The sequence below is a fragment of the Stenotrophomonas lactitubi genome (assembly GCF_002803515.1).
Classification (GTDB): Bacteria; Pseudomonadota; Gammaproteobacteria; order Xanthomonadales; family Xanthomonadaceae; genus Stenotrophomonas; species Stenotrophomonas lactitubi.
In genome coordinates this window covers 237,519-249,365 of the sequence record NZ_PHQX01000001.1, presented here as the reverse complement: position 1 = coordinate 249,365, position 11,847 = coordinate 237,519, and the positions used below count along the sequence as shown (strand labels likewise).

Annotated in this window: 5 protein-coding genes; all 5 read left to right on the top strand. The window is 67.6% G+C overall.

All coding sequences use genetic code 11. The annotated features are described in order from the left end of the window. Window positions 1-116: 116 nt before the first annotated feature. The 5 genes from CR156_RS01080 (at window position 117) to CR156_RS01060 (ending at window position 11,590) form a co-directional block, all read left to right on the top strand. A complete protein-coding gene (locus tag CR156_RS01080; RefSeq protein WP_100551637.1) occupies window positions 117-2,882 on the top strand; it encodes a response regulator in 2,766 nt (921 codons plus the stop codon). Next, window positions 2,879-4,096 carry an EAL domain-containing response regulator gene (locus CR156_RS01075; RefSeq protein WP_100551636.1) on the top strand — a complete coding sequence of 406 codons (1,218 nt, stop codon included), beginning with the start codon at window positions 2,879-2,881 and terminating at the stop codon, window positions 4,094-4,096. Before CR156_RS01080 ends, CR156_RS01075 begins: the two co-directional genes overlap by 4 nt. A 126-nt stretch (window positions 4,097-4,222) precedes the next feature. Next, window positions 4,223-7,423 carry a hybrid sensor histidine kinase/response regulator gene (locus CR156_RS01070; RefSeq protein ID WP_100551635.1) on the top strand — a complete coding sequence of 1,067 codons (3,201 nt, stop codon included), beginning with the start codon at window positions 4,223-4,225 and terminating at the stop codon, window positions 7,421-7,423. Beyond that, entirely contained in the window at window positions 7,420-8,061 is a 642-nt protein-coding gene (locus tag CR156_RS01065; RefSeq protein ID WP_099819128.1) for a response regulator transcription factor, read from the top strand. Before CR156_RS01070 ends, CR156_RS01065 begins: the two co-directional genes overlap by 4 nt. Window positions 8,062-8,323: 262 nt before the next feature. After that, on the top strand, window positions 8,324-11,590 hold the full coding sequence (locus CR156_RS01060; RefSeq protein ID WP_100554051.1) for an autotransporter family protein: 3,267 nt from the start codon (window positions 8,324-8,326) through the stop codon (window positions 11,588-11,590). The last annotated feature ends 257 nt before the right edge of the window (window positions 11,591-11,847 follow it).

The window sequence follows — 11,847 nt, the reverse complement described above, 5'->3', positions numbered from 1 at the left end:
GATCGCCAGCGCCAGCCTGAACGGTTCCCCGCCGGTAGTCTCCTGCACGGGAAGCAGGCCGCTTTTTAGGACATGGCTGATTCCGGGCGGGTGACCGTCCTCCCTAGGATCGGTGCATGTTCCGATTCCCTCGCCCTTCCCTGCCCCTGGTCGCGCCGCCGACCACCGCTTCGGTGCTGCTGCGCTGGCTGACGGTGTGCGTGTTCCTGTGCCTGGCGGCCGCCACCGGCTTCTATCTGCTGACGGCGTTGACCGAAGATATCTCCAGCCACCGCCGCGACATGAATGCCGCCGCGTACAAGGCACAGATCTACTTCGACCAGCGCGAGGCCCTGCTGCGCTATCTGGGCGATTCGGTGGTGGTGGGCGATCCGTCGGTGCCGTCCAGCGAGGGCGTACGCCAGCTGCCCTTGGACGGGCCGGGCGGCAAGCCCGGCCAGCGCCTGCTGCTGTCACCGCGCGCAGAGCACACGCTGCAGACCCTGCAGACCCATCTGCTGCTGGTCGATGCGCAGGGAACGCATTGGCTGGCGGGCGGCCAGGCCGACGTGGACATCGCCGGCCTGCCCACGTTGCAGGTGCTGCGGCAGCGCAGTGGCACGCTTGCCGGTACCGATCCGGTGTACTGGCTGCGCGCGGGCGATGCCGGCGTCGCCCTGGCACAACCGGTACAGACCGGAGCGCAGCCGAGCCAGTGGCTGATGCTGCTGCTGGACAGTGCGGCCGCTTCGGACATGATCGATGGCCAGGGTATCGGCGGCTACGCCCTGCTGGACCGCGACGGGCAGCCCGCCCTGTCGAGCCTGGCTCCACGCCTGGACAGCGCAGGCTGGAAAGCACTGCAGCAGCGCCAGGACGACAGTTTCGGCGTGCTCTGGAGCACGGGCCTGCCGCGCGGCGTGGCCCTGGTGAAGGGGGTAGGCAATGACGGCTGGCGGCTGGTCTATCACCTGCCTCCGCGCCTGCTGCTCGGTGACATGGCGACCTCGTTGCTGATCAGCAGTGCGTTGCTTCTGCTGGCCGGCGTCGCCCTGCGTCTGCTGCGGCATCGCGTCGACCGCCAGTTGATCCAACCGGCGCTGCTGCAGCACCGGCGGCTGCTGGAAAGCCTGGATTTCAGTTCGACGGTGATCGACCTGGCGCCGGTCGGCATCTGTGTCCTGCGTCGCAGCGACCGCCAACTGCTGCTGTCCAACCAGCTGCTGCGTGACTGGCTGGGCGAGGATGGCACCGACAGCGATTGGCAGGCACCGTGGCGCGGACATGCCGGCGAACGCGGTCGCGGGCTGGAGTTCACCGCGCGCGACGGTCGCCAGCTGCAGGTACTGCATGCCGCCTGCCGCTACCAGGATGACGATGTACTGCTGTGCGTGTTCCATGACATCTCACGCCATCGGCAGGCACAGGCGGCGCTGTCGTCGGCACGGCAGGCAGCCGACGCCGCCAACCAGGCCAAGAGCGCGTTCCTGGCGACCATGAGCCATGAAATCCGCACCCCGCTGTACGGGGTGCTTGGAACGCTGGAGCTGCTCGGCCGCACGCCGCTGGATGCACGCCAGTCGCAGTACCTGCGCACCATCGAGAGTTCCTCATCGGTGCTGCTGCAACTGATCAGCGATGTGCTGGATGTGTCCAAGATCGAGTCGGGCCAGCTGAGCCTGGAGCCGACATCGTTTTCGCCGCGCGAGCTGACCGAGAGCGTGCTGCGCAGCTTCGCCGCGGCGGCGACGCGCAAGGGCCTGCAGGTACTGGTCTGCACCGACCCACGGTTGCCGACACGGGTGCTCGGCGATGCCGACCGGATCCGCCAGGTGCTGGGCAACCTGCTCAGCAACGCCATCAAGTTCACCGAGCATGGCCGGGTAGTGCTGCGCGTGCGACTGGTGCAGCGCGAAGGCGAGTCGAGCGTACTGGCCTGGCAGGTCACCGATACCGGCGTGGGCATCGCCACCGAGGAACAGGCGCGCCTGTTCGAGCCCTTCCGCCAGGTCCGTGGCGCCGCCAGCGCGCAGGGCACCGGGCTGGGCCTGTCGATCAGCGACCGCCTGGTGCGGTTGATGAGTGGCGAACTGCGCGTGGTCAGCGAACCGGGACTGGGCAGCAGTTTCACCGTACGCCTGCCCTTGCCGGTGCTGGCCGCGACCGAGGATGGCCCCGCATTGCTGGCCGAGCCGCCGGTCTACGTGCGCGGCCGCGATCGCGAGCTGGTCGACAGTGCATGTGGCTGGCTGCGCCGCTGGGGTGCCAATGCGCAGCCTCTGCAGGGCGACCCTGTCCTGCTCGACCACGCCGGCGCAATCCTGATGGATGGCGAGGCGGAACAACCGTTGGCCTGGCAGGGCCCGCGCGTGCTGGCCTCGATCGACGGTGGCGACCAACCCGCAGCCACCGCCGATGGCGCGCTGCTGGTCACCCTGCACGGCATGTCCTCGATCGCCCTGGCGGTCGCACGCCAGCAGCGGCAATGCGCAACGCTGCCGACCGCAGCGCGCGATGTGCAACCGGGTCCGCTGGGACTGCGGGTGCTGGCCGTGGAAGACAATCCCATCAACCGGGTGATCCTGGCCGAACAGCTGCAGGCCCTGGGCTGCGAGGTGGAGCTTGCGCAGGATGGTGTCGAGGCGTTGCAGCTGTGCCAGACCCATGGCTTCGACCTGGTGGTCACCGACATCAACATGCCGCGCATGGACGGCCACACCCTGGCGCGCCGGCTGCGGGCGGAGGGCAATCTGCTGCCGGTGATCGGCGCCACCGCCAACGCGACCGCCGAGGAGCGCGAGCGCTGCCTGGCCAGCGGCATGCAGGGCTATCTGAGCAAACCCATCGACATCGCACGCCTGCGTCAGGCGCTTTCCGCCGTTCGCCAAGGAGATCCTGCATGACCCGCCGTGTCCTGATCCTGGAAGACCAGCCGTTCCAACGTGGTTACCTCGTCAATCTGTTCAGCGCGCGCGCCGGTGTGCAGGTCGACGCCTGCGAAGACGTGGATGCGGCAATCGCCCTGTGTGCCTGCCAGGCCTATGACCTTGTGGTGAGCGATCTGTTGATGCCCGGCCAGGATGGCATCCAGTTCATCCAGGCACTGGCCGCACAACCGCGCCCACCGCGGCTTGCCGTAGTCAGCGCAGCCTCGCGGCGGATGATGAGTTCGGCACGGTTGATGGCCGAATCACTGGGCCTGGAGGTGGTCGGCCTGTTGGCCAAGCCGGTCGCCGCCAGCGATGTCGATGCGCTGCTTGATGCACTGGCGCAGACCCGGCCAGCGGTGCGCACCAGCCCGGCTGCGCTGACGCCCGAACCGGACGCGGCGCAGCTGCGGCAGGCGCTGGCCGACGGCAGCCTGACCGCCTGGTTCCAGCCGAAGAAGTCGCTGCAGTCCGGGCGCGTGGTCGCCGCCGAGGCACTGGTGCGCTGGCGCCACCCGCAGCTGGGGACACTGGCGCCTGGAAGCTTCCTGCCGGCGCTGTGCCGTCATGGCCTGGAGGGCGAACTGCTGCGCGCGATGCTCACGGCCAGCATCCAGGCTCAGGCGCGCTGGCGCTCCCAGGGATTCCGCGTGCCGGTATCGATCAACCTGCCGCCGCACCTGCTGGAGCAGTCCGATCTTCCGGATGAGCTGCTGGCACTGACTCTGGCCGCGGGCGGCAATCCGGCTGATCTGTGCTTCGAACTGATGGAGAACAGCACCACCCGCCACGTCAGCGACTTTTATGCCGGCGCGTGCCGGTTGCGGATGAAAGGCTTCGGCCTGGCCCAGGACGACTTCGGCCAAGGGCTGAGCTCGGTGCACAACCTGGTCAACACACCCTTCACCGAGGTCAAGATCGATCGTGCGCTGGTCAGCGGTTGCGCGCGCGATCCCGCCCTGCACCTGACCTTGACCACCGTGATCGCGCTGGCCAACCAGCTCGGCCTGACCATCGTTGCCGAAGGCGTGGAGAGTGATGCCGATCTGGCCGCGCTGCGCCAGCTCGGCTGCAACCAGGTGCAAGGCTTCCTGATTTCGCAGGCGCTGCCCTCGGACGACTTCACCCGTCTGCTCGGCGAAGATGTTCCCCATGCTGCTGCCGGCAGCAACCGGGCCGCGTCGCGCTGACAGGCAACGCTGAAAGGCTTCACAATCCCATCAAGAGTCATTGACGATCCTCTCTGCGCGGCGGCACCGGCCGTGCCCTGCGCCCTTCGGGCCGCCATCGACCGCCTACTGCTCCGAGACCTGCCCATGCCGGCCGAGGCCGCTCCCGTACGTCGACTCGCCCGCCGCTCCCTGCGTGTACATGCGCTGCTGATTGGCGTGGTGGTGCTGGCAACGCTGCAGGCTGGCCTGCTGCTTTCGACCGGCAGCCAGCTGTTCAACGAAGAACAGAGCAAGATCCGCTATCACTTCCGTCGCCTGGACGGCACGCTGCAGGAACAGGATCGCTTCCTGCGGCAATGGCGCCTGCATGACGTGGACAATCGCGGGCAGCCCGTGGACGAGGCCGCCTCAGGTGCACAGCCGAGCCCGTTGTTCGCCAGTTTCGCGCGCATCGGTACCGACGGCGGCGCCTCGACACAGGCAACGGCCGAACTGGGCGACCGCTTCCTGCGCTTCTACGGCGCCTTCTGGGCGGCCTCCCGGTTTCCGCCTCCGCAGTGCCTGCTGGTCGATGGCCAGGGCCGCCGTGGCCTGCTTGCACCGATCCAGACAGTGCGTGGTGATCCCGGCCAGAGCAGCCCGCATCACCTGCAGCCGGCACTGACCGCCATCCACCAGGTCCTGCGCGAACGGCCAGCGCTGCGGCGCGGCAACGTGGTGTGGACACCGGTGGCCTGGCGCGAGGGACAGACCCGGCTGCTTGCCATCGCGCACGCACCGCAGGATGCCCGCCTGTGGGGCGAAAGCGAGGACGAGTCGCTGGCCGCGGTGGCCTGCCTGCTGGATCCCGGCCGCGTTGATGACTACCGCCAGGTGATGGGTACACCGGTGTTCGAACGGATGTCGCTGTTCGATGGCAACGGCCGCCTGCTGCTGGGTGATGCCAGCGATGCCAGCCGCGCCGGCACGTCCTGGCGTGCGGGTCTGGACGGCCTGCTGTTCCGCATGCGCAGCGAACAGGGATGGCTGGCGGTGTATCACGTTGGCTGGCAACAGGTGTTCCAGCACCCGCGTGGGCCCCTGCTGGGCAGCATGGTGGTGGCGTTGCTGCTGGCCACCGGCGGCGTGCTGATCCTGCGTGCCTACCGGCGCTCGGTGATCGAGCCACTGCGCCGCAACCATGCGCGATTGCTGGAAAGCGAAGCCTTCAGCCGCACCATCCTCGACAACGCACCGATCGGGTTGTGCCTGCTGCGCCGTACCGATGGCCGCGTGCTGCTGGACAACGCGCTGGCGCGTCACTGGCTGGGGGAGGACCACGACGACGGTGGCTGGCACGGGCCTTGGCGGCGCAGCGTGCTCGCCGCCGGCGGTACCGTGGCGGGCGACGGCCTGGCCTACACCACGCCGGACAGCCGTCATCTGCTGATCACCGCGACGCCCGCGCGCTATCGCGGCGAACCCGCCGTGCTGTGCCTGTTCATCGACCTCAGCAGCCAGCACGAGGCCGAACAGGTGCTGCAGCAGGCACGGCGTGCGGCTGACCAGGCCAACCGCGCCAAGAGCCAGTTCCTGGCCACCATGAGCCATGAGATACGCACCCCGCTGTACGGCGTGCTCGGCACGCTGGAGCTGCTGGGCCTGACCCCGCTGGATGCTCGCCAGCAGGACTACCTGGACACGATCCAGCGCTCGTCATCGACGTTGATGCAGCTGATCAGCGACATCCTGGATGTCAGCAAGGCCGAGGCCGACCAGCTGAGCCTGGAGCCCGGCGCGTTCGATCCGGTGCGGCTGACCGAGGACGCGCTGGACTCCTACGCCGCTGCCGCCGCACACAAGGGCCTGCAGTTCTACGCCTGCATCGATCCGGATGTACCGGCTACGGTCAACGGTGATGCCGCGCGCATCCGCCAGATCCTCAACAACCTGATCAGCAATGCACTGAAATTCACCGACAGCGGCCGGGTCGTGGTGCGTCTGGGCGCACAGCACATCGATGATCGCTGCTGGCTGCGCTGGCAGGTGGCCGATACCGGCATCGGCATCGCCAGCGAGCACCAGGCACATCTGTTCGAACCCTTCTTCCAGGCCAACCCGGGCACCGATGCCATGCGGGGTACCGGATTGGGCCTGGCCATCTGTGCACATCTGACCACGATGATGGAGGGCCACCTGCGGGTGGTCAGCGAAAGCGGGCTGGGCAGCAGTTTCTCGGTCGAGCTGCCACTGCCCGAGGCAACACCCGATCCGCTGCAGGGGGCTTCACCGCGATTGCCGGCAGCGTTGCCGGTGCAGGTCCGTGGCAGCGTCCGCGAGTTCGCACAATCGATATGCGAGCGGTTGCAGCAGCGCGGCGCACAGGCCAGCGTGCATCGCGATGATGCGCCGGAGCCTGCCGATCCTGGCACAGTGATGCTCGACCTTGTGCTGGACGAGGGAACGCCCACGTGGAGTGGACCGCAGGTGGTGGCCTGCCGCGAAGGTGGAATGCAGCCGCAACGGGTGCAGGGGCATTGGCAGGTCGGCGTGCATCGTCTGGATGCGATCGTGCTCGCGCTGGTGGCTGCGGCCGGGCAAGCACTGCCCGCCGAGGTCAACGGACGCCTGCCGGCGCCACGCAGGTTCGGGCTGCAGGTACTTGTCGCCGAAGACAACCCGATCAACCAGGCGATCCTGCGTGGCCAGCTGGAGCAGCTCGGTTGCCATGCCGTGGTCGCCAGTGATGGTAATGAAGCCCTGCACTATTGGCCGCAGCGTCCCTTCGCCCTGGTGTTGACCGACCTCAACATGCCGGGACTGGATGGTTACGGTCTGGCCCGCGCATTGCGCGCGCGTGGGGTTGAGGTGCCGATCCATGGCGCAACCGCCAACGCCGACCCGGCGGAGCGGCAACGCTGCCATGAGGCGGGGATGCAGGGGGTGCTGGTCAAGCCGATCACCCTGGCAGCACTGCAGCGCCTGCTGACCCAGGTTGCAGCCCGGCCGCACAGCGAACCCATCGACGACGACGCCGATGCGCCACTGCAGGTTCCGGAGAAAATGCAGGCGTTGTTCGTGCAGACCATGCAGGCCGACCTGGACAGCCTGCGGCGGGCGATCGACGATGCCGCACCAGAACGCGTGGCACAGGTGCTGCATCGCATCCGCGGCGCACTGGTGATCGTTGGCGCACCGGCACTGGTGGCACACGGCCAGCAGATCGAAGAGCAGATCGGCGACGGCGACGCGTTGCCTGCCCTCGCCACGGCGCTCGCGCATTTCCAACGGCGCCTGCGGCGGCTGCTGCAACCCCTGGTGCACGTCGCCGCCCCCTCATCCCCCAGCAAGCCGACACCACCATGACCACCCGCATCCTCATCGCTGACGACCACCCGATCGTGCTTGCCGGCATCCGCGATGTCCTGGCCGGCGAACTGGACCTGGACGTGGTCGGCGAGGCCGCCGATCCGGCGACCTTGGTCGAGCTGATGACGAGCACCCTGCCCCATGCGGTGATCACCGACTACAGCATGCCCGGGGGTGACAGCTTCGGCGATGGCATCAAGCTGATCTCGTTCCTGCGCCGCAGCTTCCCTGATGTGCGTCTGCTGGTGTTGACGATGGTCTCCAACCCCTCGCTGGTGGCGGCCATGTATGCAGCCGGTGCCAGCGGCGTGGTGCTCAAGAGCCACGGCCTGGGCAGCCTGGTGCAGGCGCTGCGCACGGTGCTGGCCGACCGCGTCTACCGCCCTCCCGGTCTGCTGCCGGTCGCCGCCGCGGAACCTGCCGATGCCGAGGTGGTGCTGGCGCGCCTCTCGCCGCGCGAACTCGAAGTCATCCGTCTGTTCACCGGCGGCATGAGCGTGGGCGACATCGCCCGCCAGCTGCAGCGCAGTGCGAAGACGGTCAGCACGCAGAAAATCAACGCGATGCGCAAACTGGGCGTGGACAGCGACCAGGCACTGATCGAGTACTGCCTGCAGTCGTCGATGTTCGGCTGAGGCCTCCACATCGCTGAACCGTGCCCCGCCCATGCACAGGGCACGAAGTGCTTTAGGAAACGCCTGATTCCATCGGACAGGTCTGGTTTCTAGTCTGGATGCATCCCGCCATGGTGACGATCTCCCATCGTCATCGCGTTACCGGCGGGAGCGAAACCGGATGGCGCCTGCAGCGGCCATCACACCCGGTTTCCACAGCGACGCGGCCCTGCCGCGCCAGATCGCGCAGCCGCGCTGCGCCCTGCCACAGGAATACACCAGCATGAACGCCTCTCCCCCACGGCGCCGCCGTGCGTCTGCCTGCGCGCGCGCTTCGCGCCTCCCCTTGATTCCCAGCCTGCTGGCCAGCGCACTGTGGGCCGCCCTGCCCGTGCACGCGGCCGAACTGCAGGGGCCGCTGAAGGTTACCGATGGCGGCAGCCTGCAGTTGGGCGCCGACGACATGCTGTCGCACAGTGCCGGCGGCTACGCCCTGGAGGCCAATGGTGTCGGCAGCACCATTACCGTCAATGGCAGCTGGATCGCGAGCACCGGAGGCGGCAGCGGCATCCTTGCCAGCGCCGGTGGCAGCGTCCTGATCGAGGGCGGCATCCTGCAGGTCGGCGGCGACAGCACCCCCGTCGGCTATGCGCTGAACGCCAGCGGTGCGGGTAGCGTGATCCGGGCCAACAACCTGGTCATCAATGCTTACCGGAACGGTTCGGGCTACGGCACGGTCAATGCCACCGGTGGTGGCAAGCTCTGGTTGAATGGCGGCAGTGTGAGCAGCGCCGGACATGCTCTGTACTCCAATGGGCGTGGCAGCGAACTGCACGTGACCGGTACGGAGATCAACAACGGCGCCAACAGCGCGGTGTACGCCGAGGGCGGCGCACTGTTGGCGCTGGAGTCGCTGACGCTGACCTTCGCCGAAGCCACCAGTGGCTACAGCGGGCGCGTCTCCTCCAACGGCAGCGGCAGCGTGCTGTCGCTGCGCGACGTGGACGTGGTCAACGGCTACTTCGATATCAACAACGGTGGCACGCTGCAGATCGTCGGAGGCAGTGCCAGCACCAACGGCGGCAGCATCCATCTGCTCGGCAACAGTGGCAACCGCGTGTACTCCACCGCCGACATCACCGGCGGCCGTTTCGAGACCATCGGCGGCTATGGCGTCAACGTCAACAGCTGGGCCAAGCTGACCACAAGGAACGGCGCCCACTTCACCGTGCGTGATGGTTATTCCGGCATCTGGCTGTCCGGCGCGGACTCGCTGGCCGACCTCACCGATACCACGATCAGCACCTATGGCGACAACGGCTACGGTCATGGCGTGGACGTCTGGGGCGGTACCGCCACGATCACCGGCGGCAGCATCGATACCCACGGCGATGGGGTCTACGGCCTGCGCGCCTCGGGCAGCAATCCACCGACGCCCTATTCGCGCATCCGTGCCAAGGATCTGGACATCACCACCTACGGCACCGGTGGCGGCGGCGTCTTCCTCGGCGGCAGCACGGCCGATGCGCAGCTGGACGGCGGCTCGATCACCACGCGGGGTGCCTCCTCGTTCGGCATCGTGCAGATGAACACCGCCAAGCTCACCGCCGACAACCTGGGCATCCAGGCACAGGGGACGAATTCGGGTGCCTATCGTTCCTACATCACGGTGTTCGGGCCGTACTGGGACCGTCTGGTATTCAACAACAGCAGCCTGCAGACCCAGGACGGTCCTGCGCTGTGGCTGCAGGGCAGCAACCATGAGCTGACGCTCAACAACACCGACGTCGTCGCGCGCCAGCAGGGCAGCGTCGACGGTGGCCGCCTGCTGCGGGTGAGCGACACGGTGTTCACCGATGGAAGCTCGGTCGCCACCGCGGACATTCTTTTCACTGCCGACAACAGCCGCCTGACCGGCGATGTGGTGGTCGACAGCGCCACCGCCAACGTGCAGATGACGCTGCGCAACGGCACCGTGTTCAACGGCGCGCTGCGCAACGACTCGGGCTACCAGGTCGCGCAGCTGGCGATGGACGGCAGCAGCCAGTGGAACGTACGTGGCAGTTCCAGCGTCGGCTCGCTGGACCATGCCGGCACCATCGCCTTCGTCGCGCCCACCACCGACGACTTCAAGACCCTGACCGTCACCGGCGACTATGTCGGCAACGATGGCCATTGGCTGTTCAACCGCGCGCTGGGCGACGATGCCTCGCAGGGTGATCAGCTGGTGATCCAGGGCAACAGCAGTGGCACGGCCTCTGTCAGCGTGCGCAACGCGGGGGGCGCCGGCGCCCTGACCAGCGAAGGCATCCGCCTGATCAGCGTGGCTGGCCAGTCCGATGCGCAGTTCTCGCTGCAGGGACGCGCGGTGGCCGGCGCTTACGACTACTTCCTGTACAAGGGTGGCGTCGCCACCCCGGACGACGGCAACTGGTACCTGCGCTCGGAATACGTACCGCCGGTCGATCCGCCGGAACCGCCCGATCCGCCGGAGCCGCCGATTGATCCGCCGACTCCGCCGATTGATCCGCCTGCTCCGCCGATCGATCCACCGATCGATCCACCGGTGGTCCCACCGGTCGACCCGCCGCTGCCGCCGGTCCCACCGCGTGTGGAGCGTCCGGAGCCGGCGGTGTACATGGCCAACCAGAGCAGTGCGCTGGGCATGTTCCGGCACAGCCTGTACGACCGCAGTGGCGATCCTGCCGATGCAACCGACGGCGGCAGCGACGCCATTGCATGGGCACAGGTGCGCAGCAGCCAGCCCGGCAGCCGCGGCCGCCAGGTGGATGTGGACAGCCAGCTCAACAGCGTGCTGCTGGGTGTCGGTCGCCGCTTCGAAGCCAATCCCGGTGGTCAGCTGCAGGCAGGTGTGATGGCTGGCCAGGGTCGGGCACGCAACGACAGCCGTTCGCAGGTGACCGGTTACAGCGCGCACGGTGTGGTCAAGGGCACCAGCCTGGGCCTGTATGCCACCTGGTTGCAGGACGCACGGATGGACAGCGGTGCGTATGTGGACGGCTGGCTGCAGTACGGGCGGTTCCGCAACAGCGTGCAGGGCGAAGGGCTGCAGAAGGAGCACTATCGCTCGCACAGCTGGACCGGTTCGGCCGAGGCAGGCTATGTGCTGCCGGTGCGGCGCACGGCGCAGCGCGGTGTCTACCTGGAGCCACAGCTGCAGGTGATCCACAGCCGCTACGATGCCGACCGCGTGGTCGAAACCAATGGCACGGTGGTCGAAGGTCGCGACAAGGACAGCACCACCACGCGTGTGGGCCTGCGCCTGTACACGCGTTCGCTGACGCAGGGCCAGGGGCAGGTACAGCCGTTCGTCGCGGTGAACTGGTGGTCCGGTGGCAACGACGCAGCCATCGCCGTGGACGGCGAACGCCTGCGCCGGCAGTTGCCGCGTGACATCTATGAAGCCAAGGCCGGCGTGCAGGTGAATCTGTCGGGCGGCTGGCGTGGCTGGGGCGAGATCAGCCGGCAGACCGGCGGCATGGGCTTCCGCGATACCAGCGGTCAGCTGGGCGTCTCCTACCGCTGGTAAGACGCACCGCTGGCGAGCCCATCGAGGGGTCCGACGATGCTTCGTCGGACCCCTCGTTGTTTTCCACACCGCGCGTGGAAATCGATGGGGGTTGGATGTGGACAAGTGGTCGTAAGCCACGCACGACAAGCGTTTTCGACGCTGGCGATTTTTTGTCCAGGCCGTCCAGGATGCAGGCAGCTGCGTGTTTTCCACACAGCAGGTGGAAAGCGATGCGAACTTGATGTGGACAACCCACCTTGAACGTTATGCCGCAA

Bases quoted from the DNA above. Each gene is read 5' to 3' on its own strand.
- CR156_RS01075 (WP_100551636.1), top strand. From the start codon at position 2,879: ATGACCCGCCGTGTCCTGATCCTGGAAGACCAGCCGTTCCAACGTGGT.
- CR156_RS01060 (WP_100554051.1), top strand. From the start codon at position 8,324: ATGAACGCCTCTCCCCCACGGCGCCGCCGTGCGTCTGCCTGCGCGCGC.
- CR156_RS01080 (WP_100551637.1), top strand. From the start codon at position 117: ATGTTCCGATTCCCTCGCCCTTCCCTGCCCCTGGTCGCGCCGCCGACC.
- CR156_RS01070 (WP_100551635.1), top strand. From the start codon at position 4,223: ATGCCGGCCGAGGCCGCTCCCGTACGTCGACTCGCCCGCCGCTCCCTG.
- CR156_RS01065 (WP_099819128.1), top strand. From the start codon at position 7,420: ATGACCACCCGCATCCTCATCGCTGACGACCACCCGATCGTGCTTGCC.